Source organism: uncultured Mucilaginibacter sp., assembly GCF_913773635.1.
GTDB lineage: Bacteria > Bacteroidota > Bacteroidia > Sphingobacteriales > Sphingobacteriaceae > Mucilaginibacter.
Window position 1 is genome coordinate 13,706 of the sequence record NZ_CAJYGQ010000002.1, and the last position, 25,614, is coordinate 39,319.

Sequence of the window (25,614 nt, forward strand, 5' to 3'; positions counted from 1 at the left end):
AAAGAATGGATATAGTGATTATGGTGGGCCAGCTTATACTGGGCCTATCGATATTGGTAATATTACACGAATTAGGGCATTTTATTGCCGCACGGGCCTTTGGCATTAAGGTAGAGAAGTTTTACCTGTTTTTTGATGCCTGGAACGTAAGCCTGGTTAAATTTAATTACAAAGGCGTTGAGTATGGCATTGGCTGGCTTCCGTTAGGCGGCTACGTAAAAATTGCCGGTATGATTGATGAGTCTATGGATACTGATCAAATGGCCGGTCCGCCGCAGCCTTGGGAGTTCCGCTCAAAACCGGCTTGGCAAAGACTCATTGTTATGCTGGGTGGTATCATTGTTAACATCATTTTAGGCATACTTATTTTTTGGGTACTTACCATAAAATATGGTGAAACCTATATTCCAAATGATCAGGCAAAATATGGTATAGTTCCGGGTAAAATTGGTAAAGAAATAGGATTAAAGCCAGGCGACAAAATTTTAGCTGTAAACGGCCAGAAACTTGAGCGTTTTGAAGACGTTGTTAGCTCAAAAGTGCTTATGGGTAACTCAACGCTTAGCGTTTTACGTGGCACCGAAAGCTTAAGCGTAAAAGTGCCGGGCAGTATATTAAACGAGGTTTCTGACCTGGGTACTGAAGAATTTATAAGCCGCATTCCACGTACTACCTTTAAAATAGATACGGTTATTGCAGGCAGCAATGCGCAAAAGGCTGGGATACAAAACGGCGACAGTGTTGTAGCCGTTAATGGTAAGCCTATTAAATTTTTCGACCAACTTACTTCTGAGCTTCAACAGTTTAAGAACAAAAATGTAGATTTAACTCTCAAACGCAATAATGAAATTGTACCAGTAACTGCCCTAATAAATAAGGATGGCACTTTAGGCTTTGCTGATGGCCGTTACGGCATACAGGTAAAACGCGACCTGCCACAGGAGAAAACGCTTAATTTTGGCTTCTTTGGTTCTTTACCTGTTGGAGCTTCGAAAGCCTGGGGCACTTTCAGTGATAATGCCAAAGGCTTAGGTAAAGTGTTTACTGGGCAGGTAAAAGCTAATAAAGCGTTATCAAGCCCCATTGGTATAGCCCGCTTATTTGGTAGCCATGTTGACTGGTTACGCTTTTGGAGCTTAGTAGGCTTATTATCAATGGCGTTAGCATTGATGAACCTTTTGCCGATTCCGGCCCTTGATGGCGGACACGCGTTATTCCTCATCATTGAAATGATTAAAGGCAAACCATTAAGTGATAAGTTTTTAGAACGCGCTCAAATTGTGGGATTTGTAATTTTAATTACCCTCATGGTATTTGTTTTTGGTAACGATATTATAAAAATCATGAACAAGAAATAATATTCAGCTTTGTAAAGCTAAAGGCTCTCCCTGGCGGAGAGCCTTTTTTGTTACTACTTAACTATATCCATTACTCAGATAAATTGCGCCTTCGACAGGTGCTGGTTAACACTCTTTGTAAAAGCTAAATCATATTTCTGAGCGTTGAAACGCATTGCCATAAGCTTATCCCTAAAACCAAACCGCATGATATACTGCTTGACGTTAACATGCAGCAATGAATGGTGTAGATACGGCAAAATGGCTTAAAATAAAATCTCTGATGCTAAGATAATAGTATTGATTTTTTGAAACTTGCATCCACCGAAATGACATACAAGTAAATAGCCGATCAAATGTGTGTATGTGTGTGTGTGTGTGCGCACTGTTGACGGTTACAGCAATTAGTTGCACATTAAAAGCCGCGTAGGATTAGTGTTATACGCAATTAAAAACCAGCTAATCGAATTATAAATTGATTATATAACTACCAATGAAACAAAAAATCCCGGCCAACCTGACCGGGATTTGTTATATGGTAAAGCATGAGTTTATGCTCAAGCTTTAAATTTATTTTAGGTTGAACTTATGCTAATTTAGCAAGTTCTTCTGCCATAGCAGCACCAATTTCAGCAGGCGATTCTACTACACGGATACCACACTCTGCCATAATTTTCATTTTTGCAGCTGCAGTATCATCAGCACCACCAACAATTGCACCTGCGTGACCCATACGACGACCCGGAGGCGCAGTTTGGCCGGCAATAAAGCCAACTACAGGCTTAGTACCATTTTCTTTAATCCAACGGGCTGCTTCAGCTTCCATACCACCACCAATCTCACCAATCATGATGATGCCGTGAGTGTCAGGATCGTTCATTAATAACTCAACAGCATCTTTGGTTGGAGTACCAATGATTGGATCGCCACCAATACCAATAGCAGTGGTAATACCTAAACCGGCTTTAACCACTTGGTCAACAGCTTCGTAAGTTAAAGTTCCTGATTTTGATACAACACCAACGTTACCTTTTTTGAAGATAAAGCCAGGCATGATACCAATTTTAGCCTCATCGGCAGTAATAACACCAGGGCAGTTTGGACCGATCAGGCGGGCATCTTTATCTTTAAGATACTCTTTTACCTGAATCATGTCTTTGGTTGGTATACCTTCAGTAATACAAACAATTACTTTGATACCACCTTCAGCAGCTTCCATAATTGCATCAGCAGCAAAAGCCGGAGGTACAAATATGATAGATACATCGGCACCGGTTCTTTCTACTGCATCTTTAACAGTATTGAACACCGGGCGATCAAGATGCTGCTGACCGCCTTTACCCGGCGTAACACCACCAACTACCTGGGTTCCGTACTCAATCATTTGTGATGCATGATAGGTACCTTCGTTGCCGGTAAAACCCTGAACAATTACTTTGGAATCTTTATTTACGAGAACACTCATGGTTTTAGTTTTTGTACGGCAAAGCTATAAAAAAAGAAATAAGAGCCAAGAAATGAGCATTAAGAATTGGTTTTTTTTGGCTTAAAATAAAGCTTTATTAAAAGCATCCGCCATTTTCGAAGAACCTTAATATCTGCTACCGGTAAATTCAACCGGACACAAATTATTTGTCGGCATCTATTACAAACGCGCCAGCCTCCTCATACATCTTTTTAAACATGGTATTTGGTTCAACTGTTACAAATACTTCAAGCGTCGGAAAGATAAAGCCTTCCAGCAGGTGCCCACCATGTACCATTCCATTACTATCGGCCAGGTTAATATGAGCATGAACAACCGGCTTACCCTGATTCATAGTAATATTGCCAATAAGCGAAGTTATTTCAGCAGGCTCATCTAAGCTTATTACCTTAAACATTTTTTTACTGTTTTCATACCAGCCTACTTTAGCATGCATGGCATCACCCAAGCCTTTAAAATGGGCTGCAGTAACGTTATATTTGCGCAAATTCGGTTAAGCCCGATATAATTTCATCGTTTTTTGCAAACACCAGCACATAGGTTTTAACAGGTCCGTTTTTGCTAAGTAACTTAACTTTTACGCCGGGCGAACGTCCGGTTTTTGCAGGTGCTGTTGGTGATGCATATTGTTGTGCAAGCACGCTGTGCACATTTGCCAATATAAGCATCAAAACTATTGCAATTCCTGATTTTCGCACATTGTTTCTCATGGTGTAATACTTGACTATTACAACCACTCACCGTATACAATGTTTATATGCTAGATTCTAAAATACTCAGTTACGCAGCTGAGTTATCAATAGGCTGGCTTACGGCTACCTCGTAAGTGTTACGGTTAAAGGCCTTTTCGCTAATGGCTATTGCTATTGTGGCAACGCCATTTCCAATAACGTTGGTTATAGCGCGTGCTTCAGACATAAACCTGTCAACACCTAATAACAACGCAACCCCCTCCACAGGGATTATTTTGATAGCCGCCAGTGTAGACGTAAGCACAATAAAGCCACTGCCGGTTACCCCTGCAGCCCCTTTTGAGGTAAGCATGAGTATAGCTATAATGGTAAGCTCCTGCCCCAGCGATAATGGCACCTTAAATACCTGAGCCAAAAATATGGTTGCCATTGAAAGATAAATGGTTGTACCGTCCAGATTGAATGAATAGCCTGTAGGTATCACCAAACCCACTACCGAGCGGTCGCAGCCAAGCTTTTCAAGCTTATTCATCATACCCGGTAAGGCCGACTCTGAAGATGAAGTGCCAAAAACAATTAAAAGCTCCTGACGAATGAATTTAAGGTACTTCCAAAGGCTTACTTTACACAGGTAACAAATTAAATTCAACACTATAAATATAAAAAGTGCCATAGTTACATAAACCGACCCCATAAGCATAACCAGCGGTTTAAGGGTTTTAATACCCTGCGTGCTCACTGTGTATGCAATACCGCCAAAAGCACCTAATGGAGCCAGCTTCATTACCATATGCAGCATATTAAAAAACACCTTCGATATTTTTTCAAAAGTTGTAATTAATGATTGCGCTGCGCCACCCATACGGCTAAGTCCGTAACCAAACAACACGGCTATTACCAAAACCTGCAGTATGTCACCTTTGGCAAAGGCTTCCACAAAATTACCCGGGATAATGTGGCTGAAAAAATCGCCCAGGTTCATTTCACTAGCTTGCTTTTGGTATTGTTCAACCTTACCCGCATCAGTGTGTTGCTGAATATTTAACCCAACGCCCGGTTTAACCAGGTTTGCAACCGCCACGCCAATAACCAGGGCAAACGTGGTTACTACTTCAAAGTAAAAAAGTGCTTTACCTCCTACCCTGCCAACCTTTTTCATATCATTCATGCCGGCAATACCCAGCACAATAGTAAAAAATATGATAGGCGCTATCAGCATACTGATAAGGCTTATAAACATTTTACTTATACGTTGTGCAACCGGACCAAAAGTTGGAAAATAAATACCTACCAGTACCCCCAGCGCAATAGCAATAAGCACCTGTACAGTAAGATTAGATAAAATACGTTTCATAGTAAAGTACGCTGCAAAAAGCAGCACATGAGATTTATAAATAAAGGTTAACAGATTGGTAATAACTGAATAAGAACGATAGCATTATACCGCTAACAATATAATTTGGCTTTGATATATAACGGTTACACTTACAATAAGCACAGTAATAACGCTTAAGCGGTTTCCAAAATACCAGAGTTCGCATAAGCCAGCTACGTTTTAACCTGTATTTAAACCGGCGCCCACATGCCGGGCATATAGGATAGGTTCTTTTAGCGGCACTTTTGTTTGAAGCTCCGTTCTCGTCATTACTGCTCATAAAAACAACAGGTGTTAGGTTTGTGTAGTAGCTAAAAAACAGATATAAGGCGCCGCAAGCAACAACTATCTGCCTCTTACAAAAATGCCAATAAAAATATCAAATACAATTATTTTGCTATTTTTACGCATATTTTGTCAAATTAATATTATGATTAAAAATCTACGCTACCTGTTTATAATTTTCTTGGCTGTCTCTGCTTTCTCTTGTAAGAAAGAGGAAAAGAACACTACAACGCTTAAAGAAGAATTAGCTGATAAATGGTATTACGACTCTATCTCTCAAAAAGACTACGACCAAAACGGTAAATTAACCAAAACTACATCATTACCGGTACTGGTAAATGTGAATTATATTGATTTCAAAGCCGATGACACTTTTACTGCAGTGGTAAGGCAAGAGGTTGAACCGAAAAAATTTGAAAATGTAACTTCAACAGGCACCTACAAAGTTACCTCACTAACCAAATTTACAGTTACTCAACAAGGTGTTACTGCCGAATGTAATTTAAGAAACCTGAATGCCAGTCAATTAAGGTTCACTCAGGATATTGATACGCGTGTTGCGGGACAGCCATATTCAGTTATCGAACACGTGCTTCACCGGTAACGGCTTTTAAACTTTTTTCGTAGTTTCGCGCCTATACTTGCGAAACTGCGAAAAAATGGATTATCAGTTTAAAGACATTGAAAAAAAGTGGCAGCAATTTTGGGCTGCCAACCAAACCTTCAAAGCCGAAAATCAATCGGCTAAACCCAAGTACTATGTGCTCGATATGTTCCCTTACCCATCGGGTGCGGGCTTGCACGTAGGCCACCCACTGGGTTACATTGCTTCTGACATTTTTTCGAGGTATAAACGCCTGCGTGGCTTTAACGTACTGCACCCTATGGGGTACGATTCGTTTGGTTTACCGGCCGAGCAATATGCTATACAAACCGGTCAGCATCCGGCCATTACTACCGAAGCCAACATTGCCACCTACCGCCGCCAGTTAGATCAACTTGGATTTTCGTTTGACTGGAGCCGCGAAGTGCGCACCAGCTCGCCCGATTATTACAAGTGGACGCAGTGGATTTTTATGCAGCTTTTTAACTCATGGTACAACAAAACCGATGAGAAAGCCGAATCCATTGAAAAACTAGTTGCACACTTTGCTACCAATGGATCGGCGGGTATTACCGCAGTTGCCGACGACGAGATATTAACCTTTACAGCTGCTGAGTGGAACGCCATGAGCGAAGAAGCTCAGCAAACCGAACTTTTAAAATATCGCTTAACCTATCTCCGCGAAAGTACTGTAAACTGGTGCCCTGCCTTAGGAACAGTACTGGCAAACGACGAGGTGAAAGACGGCGTAAGCGAGCGCGGTGGTTACCCGGTTGAACAAAAGAAAATGATGCAATGGAGCATGCGCATTACTGCCTATGCCGAGCGCCTGTTACAAGGGCTTGATAACATTGACTGGCCCGATCCGCTTAAAGAAATGCAGCGCAATTGGATTGGTAAAAGCGTTGGCGCAAGTGTGAAATTCTCTATTGAAGGTAATACCCAACAAAATATTGAAGTTTTTACCACCCGCGTTGATACTATTTTTGGGGTTACGTTTGTGGTGTTAGCTCCTGAGCATGAGTTAGTAGCATCATTAACCACACCTGACCAAAAAGAAGCCGTTGAAGCTTACATTGCTCAAACTAAAAAGAAATCGGAGCTTGACCGTATGGCCGACACCAAAAGTGTGTCAGGCGCATTTACCGGGAGCTATGTACTTCACCCATTGAACGGTGAACGTATTCAGCTGTGGATTGCTGACTATGTTTTGGCAGGTTACGGTACGGGTGCTGTAATGGCCGTACCGTCAGGAGATCAGCGTGACTACCTGTTTGCCAAACACTTTAATTTGCCTATCATCCCAATTTTAGATACGCAGAATACAGAAAAAGAAGCCGATGCAACAAAAGAAGGTAAATACATTAACTCAGACTTTATAGACGGTTTAGAATATAAAGAGGCAACCGCGGCCATTGTTGCCAAACTGGAAGAAATTGGAGCAGGCAAGGCTAAAGTTAATTTCAGAATGCGTGATGCCATTTTTGGCCGTCAGCGTTACTGGGGCGAGCCGGTGCCTGTTTACTTCAAAAATGGCTTGCCGTATTTAATAAACGAAAGCGAACTTCCGCTTATACTGCCTGAAATTGACAAATACCTGCCTACCGAAAGCGGTGAGCCACCATTAGGCCGCGCCGAAGATTGGAAATATCAAAACCAGTACGAGTATGAACTAAGCACCATGCCTGGTTGGGCGGGCAGCAGCTGGTACTGGTACCGTTATATGGATGCCCAAAACGCCACCAATTTTGCTTCAAAAGAAGCGGTAGAATACTGGAAAGATGTTGACCTGTACATTGGTGGCTCAGAGCATGCCACCGGGCACTTGTTGTACAGCCGTTTTTGGAACAAGTTTTTAAAAGATATTGGCTTAGCCGTTGAAGAAGAGCCATTTAAAAAGCTTATTAACCAGGGCATGATACAGGGCCGTTCAAGCTTCACTTACAGGCTGAATCCTTTGTTATTAGGTATTGACGATAACTTTGTAAAGCCTGAGGTTTATGTATCAAAAGGTATTTATGAACTATATAAAGAAGGTGATTTTGACACTATTGAGCAAATAGCCCTGTTTTATAAAGACTTATTACCTGAAGGTGCCGAAGTTGGCGAAATGGATTTTAGCAAGCTGCACGTTGATGTAAACATTGTAAGCAATGATGCATTGGATATAGCAGCGTTCCGTACCTGGAGACCGGATAACAATAAGGCTATCTTTATTTTAGAGGATGGCTCGGTTATATATCCTGCTGACAATGCACAAAATGAAAGCAAATATATATGCGATGTTGAGATAGAAAAGATGTCGAAATCAAAGTTCAACGTGGTTAACCCCGATGATTTGATTGAGCGTTATGGGTCAGACACTTTGCGTATGTACGAAATGTTCCTGGGTCCGCTGGAGCAAAGCAAGCCTTGGAACACCAATGGTATTGAGGGCGTGTTCAAATTCCTGCGTAAGTTCTGGCGTTTGTTCCATAACGAGCAGTGGGAGTTTACCGTAAATGACGATGCGCCAACTAAAGCGGAGTTAAAATCGCTGCATAAGATCATTCGTAAGGTTGAAGAGGATATTGAGCGTTTTTCATTCAACACATCAGTGTCGAGCTTTATGATTGCAGTAAACGAGCTAACCGATTTAAAGTGCAACAAGCGTGCTGTTTTGCAAGAGTTGGTAATTATCCTTTCACCTTACGCTCCGCATATTTGTGAAGAGTTATGGACTTTATTAGGTAATGAAGCAGGTACCCTTTCATATGCTGCTTACCCGGTATTTAACCCGTCGTACTTGGTTGAAGATGAGTTTGCCTACCCTATATCAGTAAACGGCAAAACACGTCTTAACATTAATATGGCGCTTACAATGGAACCTAAAGAAGTTGAAGCTTTAGTACTGGCCAACCCCGATGTGCAAAAATACCTTGACGGCAAAACACCTAAAAAAGTAATTGTAGTTAAAGGCCGCATTGTAAACATTGTAATATAAGCCTAGCTAGAACTTAATATTTTAACAGGGAGGCTTAATAAAGCTTCCCTGTTTTTTTGTTGTAGGCGATGATGAACATTTGTTTTATATCGTTCTGATTTGTCTTAATTACAGCATAACACCCCTGCATTTGCAACATTGGTGATACAATAGCCACACAGCTTATCTATTTCAAAAAAAGACTGATTACTGCTGTAACAAATCAATTCTAATCAACTCTTAATACCAAAATCATTATAAATGAAACGTTTTTTTACACTCATTGCATTACTGACCTCCTTTGTGTGTGCTAAAGCACAAATTCCTGGTGCAGGCAGTTCGGGTATAACCGGCCGTATATCAGGTACTGTGATTGACTCACTCTCCAAAAAACCTTTAGATTACGCTACCATCAGCCTTTACCGCAGCGGCGGCAAAGCGGTATTAAATGGTACGTTAACAGATGATAAAGGAACATTTAAACTTAACAACATTGCTCCGGGCAAATACAAAGTGGCGGTAACCTTTATTGGCTACCCAACCAAGTTTATTGATCCGGTTGAAACCACCCCTGGTAAACCTGATATTAACATGGGTAACATTATTGTTTCGCCGGGCGCAAAAACGCTGGGCGCCGTTACCGTAACCGGCCAGGCTCCGGTAATTGAGAACAAAATTGATAAGATTGTTTACAACGCCGAAAAAGATATTACCTCGGCAGGTGGCAACGCTACCGATGTGTTGCGTAAAGTGCCATTGGTATCAGTTGACTTAGATGGCAAACCATCATTACGCGGCGATCAAAACGTACGTGTTTTAATTAACGGAAAACCGTCAGGTGCACTATCAACCAGTTTGGCTGACGTATTGCGCACCATTCCTGCCGATCAGATTAAGAGCATTGAAGTAATCACCTCTCCATCGGCTAAATATGATGCCGAGGGTTCAGGTGGTATCATCAATATTATTACCAAAACTAAAGACGTATCGGGCTTAAGCGGTTCGGTAAGCGGCGGTATAGGTACCCGTCAAAATAACGGTAACGCCAACCTAAACTACAAGCAAAACCGCTTTAGCTTAACAGGTAACATAGGCAGCAACTTTGCATGGCCACAAACTTCACTGTTTGATTTGAACAGCGTTCGCGACCTCAATGGCCGCACTAACACTGTTGTACAAAGCTCACGCGCTGAAACTAAACGCTATGGTACTATAGGTTCTGTAACTGCAGGCTATGATGTAAATAATTACAACAGTCTTAGCACTACATTTCGTGTTAATGGCGGAGGTTTTCAAACTGATGGCTCGGGCGACAATGCTTTTGACTTAAGAAAGTATACTAGTACCAATTATAACAAAGTAAAATTCAGTGGTTTTGACTGGAATGCCGATTACACCCGCAAGTTTAAAAAAGAGGGTGAAGAATTAACTGTTGCCGGTCAATGGAGTCATAGTAAACTTGGGTCTGACTATAACGCTTATTACTTTAACGTTGATCCCAATGATTTCCCTAACCAAATTGGCAACAATGATGGTGTAAATGACGAATACACAGCCCAGGTTGATTACGCTTTACCGGTAACTAAATCTTTCAAACTGGAAGCTGGTGGTAAATCAATTTTCAGAGATATTAGCAGTAATTATGATGTATATCAACAATTTGATGCAAGCGGAAATGTAACTAATACTGGTCCGTTTACACTTAGTAATCGTGCATCAAACAAGTATGATTACAGTCAAAACGTTTACGCAGGTTACACTGTGTTAACCTTTACACTGCCTAAAAACTACTCGTTACAAGCCGGTGCACGTGTAGAAAACACGGTAATTGAGGGTGTGCCAAGCAACTCTACGCAAACTAACTTGCAGCCGTTTACGCAAAACTACACTACGTTTGTACCAAGTTTTATTTTATCTAAAACAGTAAAAGGTACTCAAACTTACAAATTGAGTTATAACAAACGTATACAACGCCCAAGCTTACAATACCTTAACCCGTTCATCAATAAGGCCAATAACCAAAGCCAAACCGAGGGTAATCCTACCTTATCTCCGGAGATTACTCAAACGGTAGAGTTAGGTTACAATACCTTCATAGGTTCATCGGTTATTAACTTATCTACCTACTACAAATACACCAACAACCTTATTGAGGGAATCAACGCAACTGTTGAAGATCCGGAGCTGGCAGGTGATAACAATCCAAGAGGATTAACCAGCCGTACTACTTTCCAAAACATTGGTACAAATAAATCATTTGGTGCAAGTTTCTTTGGCTCAATAACTCCATGGAAACCGTTAACTATTCGTGGTAGTGTTAATGCCTTTACATACAGGCCAACGGTTAACCAAAATCAATCGGCAAACCAGGGCGAAATTAAAACCTACTTTAACTACAATGCATTCCTGAGTGCTTCTGCTACCATAACTAAAACCTGGACTGCAGAGTTCTTTGGTGTATTTAACTCACCACGCCGTACTATACAAGGTCAAAATCCGGCCTTCAACTTATTTGGTTTTGGTGTGAAAAAAGAATTGATTGCTAAAAAATTCACTTTAGGTTTGAACGCCTTATCTCCGTTCCAAACTTATTTAAAACTTGATTCTAAAGTAAATTCACCTACAATAAATCAAACTACTAAAATTCGTTATCCCCTACAATCGTTTGGCATATCGTTCACTTACAACTTCGGTAAGTTAACCTATGGTCAACAGAAGAAAAAAGGCGTTAAAAACGACGACTTAATGCAAGGCGGAGACCAAGGCGGCATGGGCGGCGGCGGCGGCCAAGGTGGCGGTCCGAGATAATCCTTTTTAGAGACAAGAACCAAGAGCTAAGACGAAAGCTCACTCAATAAAAAACTCCGGTCAGGTTGACCGGAGTTTTTTTTATAAGTTTATTTGCTCTTGTCTCTTGTCTCTACTAACTGAATATACCAATCCTCTCCAGCAACAACGAGGCGTTGAAGGTTTTACATTCGCCGGGTTTAAGTTTGTAGTCAAACAGCATTTCACCATTAATTACTTGTATGTCGAAATAAAAGTTACGTACATAGGTTGGATAGGCTTGTTCGAGCTGGGCTAACTGCAAATCATGAGTAGCAACCAGGCCTACTCCATTGCTGCTGATGAGTTTTTCAATTACCGCTTTTGAGCCGAGGTACTTATCAACAGAATTAGTACCGCGCAACATTTCATCAATTAAAAACAGGATGTTTGGTTGTTGCTTTACTGCTTCCAGCAACATTTGCAAACGGTCCAGCTCAGCCTTGAAGGTTGATGTGCTTTCGTTAAGCGAGTCTTTGATACGCATATAGCTAAATAACTGTACAACCGACACCTCCATAACATCAGCACAAACCGGTGCACCTGCTAATGCCAGTACGGTATTAATGCCCAGCGTACGCAAAAATGTGCTTTTACCCGCCATATTTGAGCCGGTAATTATATCAACCTTGCGGGTATTAATCAGTTCGTAGCTGTTAGGTACTCTTACGCCTTCTTTTATAAGCGGGTGCGCAACGTTGTTTGCAACCAGGGTAAATTCATCGCCGTTGGCAATGGCAGGCATACACCACTCAGGGTAATTGATATGTAATGATGAAATGCTTATGAGCGCTTCAAAGTCGGCAACTACATCAAATGCGCTTTCAATGTTCTCATGGTTATTACGTTTCCAATCCTCTATTGCTATAACGTACCTAATGTTCCAAAGGGCTATTACATTTAAAAAAAAGCCAACCAGCAAATTATTACGGTTATTAAGGCTGTTGATCAGGTTTGAGAGCTGGCGTGTAACTACTGATATACTCTTGTTGTTATTACGCTTAACATTGTCTGCCAGATTCTTGTTATACGCTGTACTCCATTCCTCCTTTTCAATACTATCAAATACATCAGAGTAGCTATTGAGCGTGCTCCCAATTTTACCGGCAATAAGGTCCGTTTGTTCGGTGTGCTTATTATAAATTCCGGTCAAAAAGAAATTAAACAAACCAATTACTATGGCAACATACTTAGCTTCCGGGTAAAAAAATGAAGCTGCTATTGCGGCCAACATTACCCAGGCAACAACTTTTACATACGTTTTTAACCTTCCTTCTCCGGGTATATTTAAAGGTTTATCTAAATACTTAAAAAGCTGTTGCAGCTCATTACTATTATGCTTTAGGGCAAATAATAACTTTGCTTGAAGTTTGAGCTTCAAATGGTTTTTAGAACTTATTTCCTGTACCGCTTGCTGCCTGTTTAAAATAACAGTTTTAGTAGCCGGAGCCTTAAGCCAACCGGCTAACTTTTCTTGCCCGGCTACAGTTGCTGTACGGTTAATGAGCTTGTAGAGTGATGCACGACCAAAAATATCAAGATCACTGGTGTAATAGTGCTTATCGTCATTAAACTTGCTGCCGTCAGGATATATGTTACCGTAGCTATCTATACTCTCCAACTCATTTTGGTTTACTGCCTTAAAGTTTTCAAAATATAAACGGCATTTTTCAAAGTACGCCTGCTTTGCAACTAACCAATTAAATGCAATTCCTGACACTATAGCGCCAGCAGCAAACACCGCAAAACTATCAAGCTTAACGCTCCAATAAATCAATAATAGCAACAAGGCAAATACAATTAAACGCATTACGGAAAACACATTTACTTTATTTTTAAAGTATTGAATTTGAGCCGTTGCATGCTCAATATTTTGCCTGTAATCGTCTTGTATAGTCGAACTCATATTGTGATATAGTTTTGGCAAAGTAAACCATTTTTTGGTAGCTGACGTTTTTAAGCTGTTTATTTGCAAAATGAAAATTGTTCTGCTTACCGTTGGCAAAACTGAGGACGCCTACATTAAGGATGGAATTGAAAAGTTTGTTAAACGCCTTAAACACTATACTAAACTTGAAATTGTTGACCTCCCTGAACTCAAAAACACCAAAGCACTTACTCAAGAGCAGCAAAAGACAAAAGAAGCCGAACTTATATTAAAAAAATTATCCACAACCGACCACGTGGTTTTGCTTGATGAAAAAGGCTTGGAATTCAGTTCGGTACAATTTGCCGAATATATAGACAAGAAAGCTATTGGTTCAACACAATCGTTAGTATTTATAATTGGCGGGCCTTACGGCTTTGATGCCACCGTTTACCAGCGGGCAAATGCGCAGTTGGCGCTTTCACGCATGACGTTTTCGCATCAAATGGTAAGGCTGTTTTTTGTTGAGCAACTGTATCGTGCGTTCAGCATTATTAAAGGCGAGCCATATCATCATCAATAATAATTTATCCGGCTTTTTATGCCTTTAAACTGTATTTAAGGTAAGTGTATAAAAGAGATTAATGATGCCGAACAATGTTAATTACTATGTAATTTTTTGCAGGTTGAGGCAAGATTTATTGTATTGAATGATACTATAAAATACTTTTGACGCATTATCAATCTCTCCTTATGGATTCAATCATTACTGAACTTTTCACATTTAAGTTTTTCATACTTTTCTCGTTTATCATTGCTACTGTAATTGTGCATTACCGTGGCCGGGTGAGGTACAAATTTTTCAGGCAATTTGCTGATCATTCAACCTTCATGGCACCTATCAATGTGCCTATGTATGCCTTATCTGAAGTTGAGAACCGCCCTTACATAAGCACAGCGCACTTTCCTCAACTATCCGTTTTAAAAGAGAATTGGCAAACCATACGAGATGAAGCCATACTCTTAGAAAGAGAAGAACTTATTAAGGGATCTGATACTTTTAATGATGCCGGGTTTAACTCCTTCTTCAGGCGCGGATGGAAACGCTTTTATCTTAAATGGTACGGAGATTTCCACCCATCGGCAAAGAAGTATTGCCCTAAAACAGTTGAACTACTTAAAAATACACCCAATATCAAAGCTGCAATGTTTGCGGTGTTGCCTGCCGGCAGCCAGCTTATGCAACACCGCGACCCCTATGCAGGCTCGTTGAGGTATCATTTAGGATTAATCACTCCTAACTCTGAACAATGCCACATTGTTGTAGATGGACAAAGCTACGCCTGGAAAGACGGCGACGATGTGCTGTTTGATGAAACTTACATTCATCATGCCGAGAATCAAACCAACATTGACCGTTTGATTTTATTTTGTGATGTTGAGCGCCCTGTGAAAACCATTTTTGGCCGCGCCTGGAACAACTTCTTTGGTTGGTTTGTTATGGCATCAGCATCATCTCCAAATATGGGCGATGATAAAACAGGAAACATCAACAAAGCCTTTAAGTATGTGTATTCTATAAGGCTGGTTGGCAAACGCCTGAAAGCGTATAATGAGCGTTTGTATTATGTAGTTAAGTACATCCTGTTTGCTGCTATATTGTATGCCTTATTTTTCAGGCATTTATTATAACGCCAAAAACACAAAGGGGAAGTTTGCTTATGGGGCACGATCATTCACATCATCACCATCATGATCACGCTCCAAAGCTCGATCATTTAAACAAGGCCTTCATCATAGGCATCCTTCTTAATTCTGCATTTGTAGTCATTGAAGCTGGTGTGGGCTTTGCCAAAGGCTCGTTATCGCTGCTTACGGATGCAGGTCACAATTTAAGTGATGTAGCCAGCTTAATACTTGCATTGCTGGCCTTTAAGCTATCAAAAATGCGCGCCAATAATGTTTATACCTATGGGTACAAACGGTCTACCATACTGGTATCATTACTTAACGCAGTTTTGCTTGTTGCTGCAGTAGGCGTTATAGCTTATGAGGCAATATTGAGAATTGGGCAACCGCAACCTATACCCGGCATAACAGTAGCCTGGGTAGCCTTTGCCGGTATTGCGGTGAACGGTGTAACTGCATGGCTTTTTATGAAAGACAAGGAGAAAGACCTTAACGTAAAGGGTGCCTATATGCACATGGCGGTTGATGCACTGGTATCATTAGGCGTAGTAATGTCGGGCTTAGCCATTTATTTTACGGGCTGGTATTGGATTGACAGCGTGGTGAGCATTATTATAGTAGTGGTTATACTTGCAGGTACATGGGGATTACTGGTTGATAGCCTACGTTTGGAAATTGACGGTGTGCCCAAGCAAATTGAACTGGGTGCGATTAAAAATGAGCTGTTAAAAGCCGAGGGTGTTAAAGAAATACACCATATGCATGTGTGGGCACTAAGCACTACCGAAAATGCATTAACCGCCCACATAGTTATTGAAGCCGGAAAAACCGCAAACTTTAATCAAATTAAAAACGACTTACGCCACCGCCTGTCTCATCTTGATATTCAACACAGCACGTTTGAGCCTGAGTTTGACGGCGACCATTGCCAGGCGAAAGATTGCAACATTTAACAGCTTAAGTCTGTAAACCTTACATAACCAGTTGTTCAACCGCGCTTGCTGTCTTTTCAAACTTAAATTGAGCCAGCACTGCCTGCATAGCGGCTTCAATTTGCGGATTACCTAAGTTACCAATACTACCCTCGTGTGTGTGGCTTATCGCTTTATCGGGGTTAAAGTTTCCTTGTTCAATAGCCAAGCCAACCTGTTTGTAAGCATCACGGAAAGGCACACCATTTAAAACCTGGCGGTTAACCTCTTCAACACTAAAGAGGTATGCATATCGGGCATCATCTAAAATATTTGATTTTACCTCTATATGCTGCAACATAAAGTTGGCCATATGTAAACAGCTCTTTAGCTCGGCAAAGGCAGGGAATAACAGCTCTTTAAGCAACTGCATCTCACGGTGATAGCCTGATGGCAGGTTGGTTGTCATCATAGCCACATCATTAGGTAAGGCTTGCAAGCGGTTACATTTTCCACGCATAATTTCCCAAACGTCGGGGTTTTTCTTGTGCGGCATAATGCTGCTTCCCGTTGTTAAATTTTCGGGATAGCTTACAAATGCAAAATTCTGGCTCAGGTACAAAGTTTGATCCATTGCCATACGCGCCAAGGTTGCCGCCACTGCCGATAGTGCTTGTGCTATTATACGCTCGGTTTTACCCCTACCCATTTGTGCATAAACTACATTATAATTCAAGGCATCAAAACCCAATAATTGCGTTGTTAGAGTGCGGTTAAGCGGAAACGAAGAGCCGTAACCGGCTGCTGAACCTAAAGGATTCTTGTTAGTGATTTTGTAAGCAGCTAAAACAAGCTCTAAATCATCTGCCAGGCTCTCGGCATAAGCACCAAACCATAATCCAAATGACGACGGCATAGCTACCTGCAAGTGCGTATAGCCCGGTAATAGTACATCCTTGTGTTTATTGCTCAAGGTAATAAGCAAATTAAAAAGCTGTTCAACTTCCTCTACTACCTGCTGCAACTCGCTCCTGAAAAACAATTTCAAATCAACCAAAACCTGGTCGTTACGTGAGCGGCCACTATGAATCTTTTTGCCGGCCTCGCCAATACGGCGGGTAAGCAACAATTCTACCTGTGAATGTACATCTTCTACGCCCTGTTCAATCTCAAAGTCGTTGTCCTGTATCTCACGGTAAATGCTTTTAAGCTCGGCTTGTACCAACGCTAAATCATCTTCACCCATCAGGCCAATGGTTTGCAGCATTTTTGTATGGGCTAACGAGCCCAACACATCAAATGCAGCCATTTGGCGGTCAAACTCACGGTCGCGTCCAACTGTAAAGTTTTCAACCAGCTCATTAACATTGGTAGTTTTTTGCCACAGCTTACTCATGCTGCAAAGATGTATATTTTTATGTAGAGGTAAAAGCAAGAATGCTAAGCATGATGCTCCTCAATTTTTGAGTGTTTATGCGTATCTTTCATAAACAGGTATATCAGCAGTGAAATGCCAATACAAGCCGTAACGTACCAGTAAAACCATGTTGCATGCCCGGCTTGCTTAAACCACAAGGCAATGTACTCGGCAGTACCGCCAAAAATAGAAACTGCTATTGCATAAGGAAAACCTACGCCCAAAGCCCTTACCTCCGCCGGAAACAACTCAGCCTTTACCACGGCATTTATGGATGTGTATCCGCTCACAATAATTAATGCAACCATGATGAGGACAAAGGCTGTAACAGTATTATTTGTAGTACTTAAACTGTTCAAAACCGGCAGTGTGCATAATGTGCCTAATACGCCAAAAGCTATGAGCAAGGGTTTACGGCCAATTTTGTCTGACAGTGCTCCGAAAGCAGGCTGCAGTAACATAAAGGCAAGCAAGGTGCAGGTTGAAATACCTGTTGCCTGTGTTTTTGAAAACCCGGCGGTGTTAACCAAAAACTTTTGCATGTAGGTTGTAAACGTATAAAAGGCAACCGTACCACCCAATGTAAGCCCAACAACCGTAGCAACCGCCCTCGGGTGTTGCATTAACGCGCTGATGGTACCGCGTTGCTTAGCTGTATCATTATCACTAAACGAGGTTGACTCATGCAAACTTTTGCGCAGGTACATTACTGTAATAGCCAAAACTGCACCTATGCCAAACGGTATACGCCAGCCCCAGCTATGCAGCTGTTCATCGGTTAAAAAATATTGCTGTAAGAGTACCAGTACCGCCAAGGCAAGTAACTGCCCCATTATTAGCGTTACATACTGAAAACTTGAGTAAAAGCCACGATTATGCTTGGCAGCCATTTCGCTCAAATATGTTGCACTGGTACCATACTCGCCGCCCACACTAAGGCCTTGTATTATGCGGGCCATCACCAGCAGTATTGGAGCAGCAATACCAATTTGCTTGTAGCCCGGCACAAACGTAATTATCAACGAGCCAAGGCTCATCAACAAAATGGACGCGGTTAAAGCTTTCTTCCTGCCGTGCCTGTCGGCATAGGTGCCCATTAGCCAGCCACCAACCGGGCGCATTAAAAAACCTATGGCAAATATGCCGGCAGTATTAAGCAACTGCGCCGTATCATCACTTTCAGGAAAAAACGAAGATGAAAAGTATAATGAAAATGCGGAATACACATACCAGTCGTACCACTCAACCAAATTGCCAAGTGAGCCACCTACAATTGACTTTAAACGCTGAATTACCGAAAGTGGTTGCCTGTGCTGGTTGTTATTATCCATCATTTTTGATTGTGCCGTTAAACATACCAAACAGGCGTAAACTTATGGCAATATTAAATACTTAAATTTTCGGGTAATGGGTCAAAATCTGTACGTGTTTCGGTAGCTTTTACAATATTACGCACGGTAAGGTCAAGCTCATTAACCGCTTGTTCCATCATGTTCAAAATAGCCGAATTGGCCTCTGTTTCCTCAAGCTTTAATAAGCTCATTAACCCCAAAATAGATGCAACTGGCTTTCGCAATTGATGTGATTGCATAAAGGCAACTTTACGCAAAGCTTCATTTTGCTCCAATATTTTTTGCTCGCTTTGCTTGCGTTGGGTTATATCGGTACTATTGAATGATACACCAATTATTTTTCCACCACTATCATAAGTTGGATTATAGCTTACTTTAAACCACATAGGATCAATGCCTTCAAACTTAACCTGGCGCTCATGATTAATACTTTCGCCACTTAAGGCTGTTTGCACGTTTTTTTCAAAATCATCAATGTAAGCAGGGTAAATAAATTTAGTGGCTTTTACACCTGCAAGCACCGGTTTACCAAACAGCATGTAAGCTATATCATAAAATGTTTTATTGAAAGTGATAATCTCCATGTTGCGGCCAATTAGCAAATGGCTCGATTTTGAACTTTCAAAAAACGAACGCAGCTTATTTTCAGAGTTTTTAGCTTCTGTATATTGTTCGCGCAACACGTCAATGCTAAGTTCAAACTCAACCATGGTTACCGCTTGCCTTGATAGTAAATGCAACATGCGTTTACGCCGCTCCGACAGTTTTTTTGCTTCAGAACCTAAAACAAACAAGCTGCCTATATGCTGCCCGTCATAAGTAACCAATGGCGCGCCGGCGAAAAATCGGATATAAGGAGTATTTTTTACCAACTGATGATGAGCTAACTGCGGATGCTGCTCAAAATCTTCAACTACGGTAATCCTATCTTGTTTAAGCGGTATATTAAACCTAACGTCTTCAATATTCAATTGCTCCGCAACGTTACCGAACTTAAAATGCTGTGTTATTTCGCCCTCTACACTTATTACTAAAAATGCAGCTGCAACCTGGCAAGTTTCGGCAGCCAGGGTAACAATGTTTTTTAATTCATTTTCGCGGCAGATTTTAAGATCAAGAAATCTTTCCATCGACCGGATTTTATCCAATCCGTTTAAAGGCATAATCAGCTTAGTGGACTCTTAATTGGTTAATAGGTGTTTAAACAATATACGGCTTAAGCTTTGCATAAGTTATAGAACAAACAATTTTATTATTTAGTATTTAACAATGGAGGTTGTAAAACAATTATTCACACCATTTAAGTTGATGAAGATGCTCATTAAAAGTTTGTTGTAAGTACAAATTGGATGATATGACGCCTGTAAGGCCCGTCGCTTTCGTGCTGAAACCAAAACATGTAGCCGAGTTCAGTATCAACATTTTTACTTAACCTGTATCCAAGTGACCCAAATGTCCTGTTTTGGTCAAACACTCGCCCGTTCACAGCTTTCCTGTTTTGCAGGTTTAAAAACAACTCATTTTGTAAGCCTGCAAATAACCCCTTGGTAAATCCTGTATCAGTAAGAAGTGGAATTTGCACTGTGTAAAATATTCGTCCCCGTTGCGAAAAGTTGTATGCATCTTCCTTAATCCAGCGCTGCTCAAAGCGTAAACGAAGTGCCATTTCAGTTTGTTTCGCCTTAAAGTCATGCTGGTACTGTTCGTAAACGCGATGCTCTGCAATGCGTACTTCACCGGTTTCATCAAACTCACGATCACCTTTGAAGGCATAACCTAAAGCAACTGCATGTTTTTTATTAAAATGGAAGTTTAAAGCACTTCTTAATAGCACTGTATTAAGGTATTTGATATCATTTGCCGACCTGACTTGTACATCAGCCAACACATCAAATTTATCAGTAAGCTTTTGCGAATGATTAATGAAAAGCCATGCCTGCGTTTCAGAAGTTTGCGCAATGCAATTTCCAAAAACGAGAAAACCGATGACAACAAGTGTTAAAAATTTCAAACCGGAGTTTTAAAGCCTGATGTTTAAACTTATAACACGTCTCTTTGTTGGGTATTAAAATATTTTACTGTTATGAATAAAGAAAGAATTGGCTGGACAGGGTTAGGTAATATGGGTACACCCATGGTTAAAAATCTATTAAAAGCCGGCTATACAGTTGAAGCTTTTAACCGTACCCGCGAAAAGGAACAAGAAGCCGTTGAAGCCGGAGCAACCTCTGCCGCCAATTTAAAAACACTGGGCGCCAATAACGAAGTAGTATTTGTGATGGTGTCTGATGATGAAGCTTGCAAAGAAATATTTTCTATAGAAACCGGTTTGCTTTCGGGAGATGTTTCCGGGCGCTTATTCATCAACGTAAGTACCGTGTCGCCAGATACGTCAAAACACATCAATGAGCTATGTACTTCAAAAGATGCCACCTTTTTGGAGGCACCCGTATCAGGAAGTGTGAAACCTGCACAAGATGGCACTTTGATTATTTTAGCCGGAGGCGAAAAGTCTGACTATGAAAGAGCCGAACCTATATTTAAAAACTTATGCAAAATGTCGGTTTTATTGGGCGCAGTCGGCACAGGAGCATCAGCCAAACTGGCTATTAATTACTTTTTAGCGTTAACCGTACAAGGACTGGCCGAAACTGTGCAGTTTGCCACAGATAACGGCGTTGATGCCGCCGATATGTTGAATATTATAAACGAAGGCGCCGTAGGCAGTGCAATTACAAAATTGAAAACTCCCTCAATTTTAAGCAATGAATTCCCTGCTGCGTTTGCGCTTAAGCATATGTTTAAAGATTTAAGGCTTGTCAAAGAACAGCAACTAAATTCACCCTTAAGTACCCCGCTGTATGAAAGCTTTAAAGCTGCAAACAACGATGGGCTTGGCAATTCAGATCTTATGGCCATTTATCAGCATTTGAAGAAATAGTATAATTAGGTAGAACCGACGTTTAAGGCTCTGCCTTTTCTTTTCGTTCAGTTTTATTAGCCACCATGCACCAATAAAACAAAAGACTTTTATTTAACTTTATCAGGCACAAACTTTCCTCATGCCTGAAAATAAAAGCACGCAGAAAACAAAAACATTAGCGGCTCACTTAGATGCCCACGTGCGTTTAATAATTGCCATTGTAGTAAGTGCTGTAGCGGCCTATATATTTTCATCAAACCTGCCAGTCACCGAAACCATATTGATGACCTGGATTTCATTTGCGTTCAGCATTATCATACCCGAATGGATAACCATACTAAGCGTTCACCCGCGAGATGTACGTAAATATGCCTCCATTCAGGACTCGAGCCGTACGTTTATATTCTTATTTGTATTGAGCGGTGCTGTTATAAGTTTGCTGTCAATCATATTCCTTATGAAATCGCCCAAGGAGGCTACCGAAACACAGGTAATAGGGCATGTCGCTTTAAATATAGGCTCGGTAATAATATCATGGTGGCTAGTTCACACTGTATTTACCCTAAGGTATGCACACTTGTATTATGATACTCATAACGATCAGGGTGATGCAGTACAAGCTGGTGGATTAAATTTTCCACAGGAAGACGAGCCTGATTACCTGGATTTCGTTTACTTTTCATTTAACCTGGGCGTTGCCTTTCAGGTGTCAGATGTAGCCATAACATCGCGCAAAATACGCAGGCTGGTATGGGTACATAGTCTTATATCCTTTGTATTTAACACAGCTATAGTTGCGTTAAGTATCAATATAACTTCTGAACTTATATCCAACCGTTGATTGAAGTTGATCACGCTCTATAGTTTTACACAACTATGGATATGTAATGTACCAATCGGTAGCTTATATACGTATCTTTGTACGCAGCAGGTTGCATTGGCACGCTGCTTACCCTAATAATTTAAATTGATGCTGAAGCGAATATTAGTGCTGGATGACAATGAGGATATACTCGATGTGGTGAACGAAGTGCTTTCGTATGAAAATTTTGAGGTACGTACCACCACTACCAGTAACAACTTTTTACAAGTAGCCCAAAACTACAACCCCGATTTAGTTATACTTGATTACCACTTAGGCGATGGCAACGGCGGTGATATTTGTCGCCAGGTTAAAGCCGATGAACATTTAGGTAAAGTTCCTGTCATCATATTTTCGGCCTACATCAATCGTAACGAAGATCCGTTATTTGAATGTGAAGCCGTTATTTCAAAACCGTTCGACCTTGATGAACTGGTTAGTAAAGTAACCGACCTTACTTCTCAAAATTAACGGCTTTATACATCTTTCTCTACATCTTAACCCAGGCATTTGTATTTTATAAAATACATTAGGGGCTAATTTTACATAACAGACCGGATTTTTAGGTAAAGGCATTTGTTTGGCACATAATTGGCATTGTATGTTACAACTAATAATTACTGCCTTATGAAAACATTAAATACTAAAACTCAAGTTCTGCTAAAAACAATTGATGTTGAACTAAAGAAACTTTTAAGTCAGGATTTAGCTGCTTACCGTTTAAGTCAGCTAAAAAATAAAGGCATCAACCAGGGCAACAAACAAGCTGCCTGACCACATAACATCTACCCTATGATTGAAGGAGTTTATATTAAATATAGACTCCTTTTTTATTTGAACAAAATTTACCTTATAAGCAAAAATCCACTTTTAAATACTATGGGGACACATTATGGCATGCAATTTGAACACTTTGATGATGTAAACCAACATTTGATTACTGATGGCAAAGCGTATAATGATTATAGATGAAGACGTGATGGAGTTAAACCGTTTGTCGCTATTATTAGGTTGTAAGGGTTATGATGTATGTCCACTACACCGTTCATATAAGGTGTTCAGTGAGATATCAAAATGCCATCCTGATTTAATATTAATGGATAGCATGCTTACTGAAATGGATAGCATGGTAGTGAGCCGCGCTTTAAAGGCAATTGATACATCAAAAAACATCCCGTTGATGTTTATATCAGGCAAAAACTACAATAACTATTCTTACCCGCATATAGTTAACGAAGAAGTTAAATCGGCTGGCATCAATGCTCTTATTGATGATATCGAATTGCAGCTGGCAAGTTAACAACTACCAATCCATAGCACGCGCACGTATACGTTTGATATAATGCCGAATGTCTAATACTATGCCTGCACAGAAATAAAAAATGAGCGGAAACCCTACGGCCAAGAAAGAAGAATAGATAAAAAATAAACGAATTTTTGCGATTGATACATTAAAACGCTCGCCCATATACGTACACACGCCAAACGAATAACGCTCAAAAAAAGTCAATATTCTTTGTATCATGTTATATTGAGTTTTAATATTTCATTTCCAATACCACACTGCAAGCACCTTTTGTAATTACAATAACTGTTTTTTAGCTCAAGCAAAGCCTGAGATTCATACGCAGTTTTCACCTTAATACCCAGGTTTGCAAAATCATTTACTATCTGGTTACTTTCTACAGCAAGCGATTCTAATAATTTCAAACTACGGTCAATATACTTTTGCTGGTTATGATGTTTTCCATAGGTATATAAAAACAGCGAAACAGTATTCAGTAAAAGTAAATCAATTGATGATTCGCCAAAGTTTTTCAAACTGCTTTTTGACTCCGCATCAAACCGATAGTGACTTATCCAATAATCGTTAACAACAATATTACTAAAAAGTTTACGCAATTCCTTTACCTCTTCGTAATCTAATATTTTGGAAAACAATTGATTAGACCCCAGCGCAAATGCAGCAAATTGTGCCAACCTTAACGTTGGAAAGTTTTGAGGTCTGAGCCGTAAAAATTTCCATAGGTGCTTTTCAATAGGTTTAAGGTTATATTTTGATCGCAAAAACTGGTATTCAGTTTTAAGTTTATTCGGATATTGATCTGCAAATACATTTTCGAGCAAACCTGCTTGCCCAAAAATAAGTGCTTCAACCTGCAAAGCACTGCTTTTATGCTTACCCAAAATATTTTGAGGCAATGATTTCGCCGTCAGCTCAAATGGCAGGGCGTTAATTTTAAAGCCAAAATTTGCTGCTAAATACTGGTAAAAGGTCTCCTCCCAGTTGCCCTTATTAATTTTCAACGCATCAATTACCGCAATTGACTTTTTTTCTAGTCGTTCAATCAGCATACGGGTGAACCAGTTTTGCAAGGTAACAGGTCGCACTGTGCTAATACTTGCCTCGCAGGGAATTATTTGCTTTTTGCCGTAAGCTAAATCATGATAACGCAAATAGAGTGCTTCGGAAATGCGGCTTCCCAGCTCTAATGTAGGTAGCAGTTTGCCTTCACTTGTATATATATCCTCATCGTGCTTATTAACCACGTGAAGTATTACATTATTATAGGCATCGTCGTGGGTGTGATTATGCTTGTGCCAGTCTGATGAATTAAGGTGAATCTCCACATTACCAGCCCAGGTGGTATCCCCAATTTTTATCCTTGCATTCTGAAAGTCGGCCCCCGAATTAAAATTATGTATACCTGCAGATGCAATTTCAATTACTTCACCATTCACGGTTTGAAGATTCCGCATATCAAAAAGCTTAAACTTCCATATGTAATGCAAAAAATCCTCATTGAAAAGCATTGCTCAATATAGGTATTTAGGTCATATATTTAAAAATATGTCGTGGCATTGCCAATTCAGGCAAATTTAGCAATCGCCTTATACAAACTGTGGAATCGCAATTCCCCAGCAGTTGAGTAAAGTTGGGGAAAACTTAACCACAGGTTAATCGCTGTTTGTCTTGCTTAATGCTTTTGGCACGATATGAAATATGCGTTTTTATAGGTGCCAAG

23 protein-coding genes are annotated in these 25,614 nt (G+C 40.5%); 12 read left to right on the top strand and 11 right to left on the bottom strand.

Going from position 1 to position 25,614, the window contains the following annotated elements; translation table 11 throughout:
- Positions 1 to 5: 5 nt before the first annotated feature.
- Complete coding sequence (gene rseP, locus QZ407_RS01265; protein WP_295767253.1) at positions 6 to 1,358, top strand: RIP metalloprotease RseP; 1,353 nt, start codon at positions 6 to 8, stop codon at positions 1,356 to 1,358.
- Between the two features lie 565 nt (positions 1,359 to 1,923).
- Here rseP and sucD read toward each other — a convergent pair.
- The 4 genes from sucD to dctA form a co-directional block, all read right to left on the bottom strand.
- Positions 1,924 to 2,802: a succinate--CoA ligase subunit alpha gene (gene sucD / locus QZ407_RS01270; RefSeq protein WP_295767254.1), complete on the bottom strand. Its 879-nt coding sequence runs from the start codon at positions 2,800 to 2,802 to the stop codon at positions 1,924 to 1,926.
- A 163-nt stretch (positions 2,803 to 2,965) separates the two neighbouring features.
- Positions 2,966 to 3,310 carry a PPC domain-containing DNA-binding protein gene (locus QZ407_RS01275; protein ID WP_295767255.1) on the bottom strand — a complete coding sequence of 115 codons (345 nt, stop codon included), beginning with the start codon at positions 3,308 to 3,310 and terminating at the stop codon, positions 2,966 to 2,968.
- On the bottom strand, positions 3,297 to 3,533 hold the full coding sequence (locus tag QZ407_RS01280) for a hypothetical protein (RefSeq protein ID WP_295767256.1): 237 nt from the start codon (positions 3,531 to 3,533) through the stop codon (positions 3,297 to 3,299). Before QZ407_RS01280 ends, QZ407_RS01275 begins: the two co-directional genes overlap by 14 nt.
- Before the next feature lie 70 nt (positions 3,534 to 3,603).
- Positions 3,604 to 4,869, bottom strand: coding sequence for a C4-dicarboxylate transporter DctA (dctA, locus tag QZ407_RS01285; RefSeq protein WP_295767257.1), 1,266 nt, complete (start codon positions 4,867 to 4,869; stop codon positions 3,604 to 3,606).
- 451 nt (positions 4,870 to 5,320) lie between these two features.
- Between dctA and QZ407_RS01290 the strand changes: the two genes are divergently transcribed.
- The 3 genes from QZ407_RS01290 to QZ407_RS01300 all read left to right on the top strand — a co-directional run bounded on the left by QZ407_RS01290 (position 5,321) and on the right by QZ407_RS01300 (position 11,549).
- Positions 5,321 to 5,779, top strand: coding sequence for a hypothetical protein (locus tag QZ407_RS01290; RefSeq protein ID WP_295767258.1), 459 nt, complete (start codon positions 5,321 to 5,323; stop codon positions 5,777 to 5,779).
- 55 nt (positions 5,780 to 5,834) lie between these two features.
- Positions 5,835 to 8,762, top strand: coding sequence for a class I tRNA ligase family protein (locus QZ407_RS01295; RefSeq protein ID WP_295767259.1), 2,928 nt, complete (start codon positions 5,835 to 5,837; stop codon positions 8,760 to 8,762).
- Between the two features lie 240 nt (positions 8,763 to 9,002).
- Positions 9,003 to 11,549 carry a TonB-dependent receptor gene (locus tag QZ407_RS01300; RefSeq protein ID WP_295767260.1) on the top strand — a complete coding sequence of 849 codons (2,547 nt, stop codon included), beginning with the start codon at positions 9,003 to 9,005 and terminating at the stop codon, positions 11,547 to 11,549.
- Between the two features lie 115 nt (positions 11,550 to 11,664).
- Here QZ407_RS01300 and QZ407_RS01305 read toward each other — a convergent pair whose 3' ends face one another.
- On the bottom strand, positions 11,665 to 13,473 hold the full coding sequence (locus QZ407_RS01305; RefSeq protein ID WP_295767261.1) for a DNA mismatch repair protein MutS: 1,809 nt from the start codon (positions 13,471 to 13,473) through the stop codon (positions 11,665 to 11,667).
- 70 nt (positions 13,474 to 13,543) lie between these two features.
- Between QZ407_RS01305 and rlmH the strand changes: the two genes are divergently transcribed.
- From rlmH to QZ407_RS01320, 3 genes are all read left to right on the top strand, one after another.
- Positions 13,544 to 14,017, top strand: a complete 474-nt coding sequence (rlmH, locus tag QZ407_RS01310) for a 23S rRNA (pseudouridine(1915)-N(3))-methyltransferase RlmH (protein WP_295767262.1) — start codon at positions 13,544 to 13,546, stop codon at positions 14,015 to 14,017.
- Between the two features lie 170 nt (positions 14,018 to 14,187).
- Positions 14,188 to 15,126, top strand: a complete 939-nt coding sequence (locus tag QZ407_RS01315) for an aspartyl/asparaginyl beta-hydroxylase domain-containing protein (protein ID WP_295767263.1) — start codon at positions 14,188 to 14,190, stop codon at positions 15,124 to 15,126.
- Between the two features lie 29 nt (positions 15,127 to 15,155).
- The gene (locus tag QZ407_RS01320) at positions 15,156 to 16,076 is read left to right on the top strand and encodes a cation diffusion facilitator family transporter (protein ID WP_295767264.1); all 921 of its coding nucleotides are present in this window, start codon (positions 15,156 to 15,158) and stop codon (positions 16,074 to 16,076) included.
- A 19-nt stretch (positions 16,077 to 16,095) separates the two neighbouring features.
- Here the strand turns inward: QZ407_RS01320 and argH are convergent, their stop codons facing one another.
- From argH to QZ407_RS01340, 4 genes are all read right to left on the bottom strand, one after another.
- Positions 16,096 to 17,430, bottom strand: coding sequence for an argininosuccinate lyase (argH, locus tag QZ407_RS01325; RefSeq protein WP_295767265.1), 1,335 nt, complete (start codon positions 17,428 to 17,430; stop codon positions 16,096 to 16,098).
- Positions 17,431 to 17,474: 44 nt separating this feature from the next.
- Positions 17,475 to 18,785: an MFS transporter gene (locus tag QZ407_RS01330; RefSeq protein WP_295767266.1), complete on the bottom strand. Its 1,311-nt coding sequence runs from the start codon at positions 18,783 to 18,785 to the stop codon at positions 17,475 to 17,477.
- Between the two features lie 50 nt (positions 18,786 to 18,835).
- On the bottom strand, positions 18,836 to 19,933 hold the full coding sequence (locus QZ407_RS01335; RefSeq protein ID WP_295767267.1) for a PAS domain S-box protein: 1,098 nt from the start codon (positions 19,931 to 19,933) through the stop codon (positions 18,836 to 18,838).
- 191 nt (positions 19,934 to 20,124) lie between these two features.
- Positions 20,125 to 20,814 (bottom strand): DUF2490 domain-containing protein, encoded by a 690-nt coding sequence (locus QZ407_RS01340; protein ID WP_295767268.1) that lies wholly within the window; start codon positions 20,812 to 20,814, stop codon positions 20,125 to 20,127.
- Between the two features lie 72 nt (positions 20,815 to 20,886).
- On the opposite strand from QZ407_RS01340, the gene QZ407_RS01345 reads away from it, so the two are divergent.
- The 5 genes from QZ407_RS01345 to QZ407_RS01365 all read left to right on the top strand — a co-directional run bounded on the left by QZ407_RS01345 (position 20,887) and on the right by QZ407_RS01365 (position 23,888).
- Positions 20,887 to 21,744: an NAD(P)-dependent oxidoreductase gene (locus tag QZ407_RS01345; RefSeq protein ID WP_295767269.1), complete on the top strand. Its 858-nt coding sequence runs from the start codon at positions 20,887 to 20,889 to the stop codon at positions 21,742 to 21,744.
- A 121-nt stretch (positions 21,745 to 21,865) separates the two neighbouring features.
- Positions 21,866 to 22,567 (top strand): DUF1345 domain-containing protein, encoded by a 702-nt coding sequence (locus QZ407_RS01350; RefSeq protein WP_295767270.1) that lies wholly within the window; start codon positions 21,866 to 21,868, stop codon positions 22,565 to 22,567.
- 129 nt (positions 22,568 to 22,696) lie between these two features.
- Positions 22,697 to 23,059, top strand: coding sequence for a response regulator (locus tag QZ407_RS01355; protein ID WP_295767271.1), 363 nt, complete (start codon positions 22,697 to 22,699; stop codon positions 23,057 to 23,059).
- Between the two features lie 156 nt (positions 23,060 to 23,215).
- Positions 23,216 to 23,362, top strand: coding sequence for a hypothetical protein (locus tag QZ407_RS01360; RefSeq protein WP_157543227.1), 147 nt, complete (start codon positions 23,216 to 23,218; stop codon positions 23,360 to 23,362).
- Between the two features lie 169 nt (positions 23,363 to 23,531).
- A complete protein-coding gene (locus QZ407_RS01365) occupies positions 23,532 to 23,888 on the top strand; it encodes a response regulator (protein ID WP_157543228.1) in 357 nt (118 codons plus the stop codon).
- A 3-nt stretch (positions 23,889 to 23,891) separates the two neighbouring features.
- Here QZ407_RS01365 and QZ407_RS01370 read toward each other — a convergent pair whose 3' ends face one another.
- Both QZ407_RS01370 and QZ407_RS01375 read right to left on the bottom strand, forming a co-directional pair.
- Positions 23,892 to 24,113: a PspC family transcriptional regulator gene (locus tag QZ407_RS01370; protein ID WP_157543229.1), complete on the bottom strand. Its 222-nt coding sequence runs from the start codon at positions 24,111 to 24,113 to the stop codon at positions 23,892 to 23,894.
- Positions 24,110 to 25,402: a DUF2851 family protein gene (locus tag QZ407_RS01375; protein WP_295767272.1), complete on the bottom strand. Its 1,293-nt coding sequence runs from the start codon at positions 25,400 to 25,402 to the stop codon at positions 24,110 to 24,112. The genes QZ407_RS01370 and QZ407_RS01375 overlap by 4 nt, the downstream gene beginning before the upstream one ends.
- Between the last annotated feature and the right edge of the window lie 212 nt (positions 25,403 to 25,614).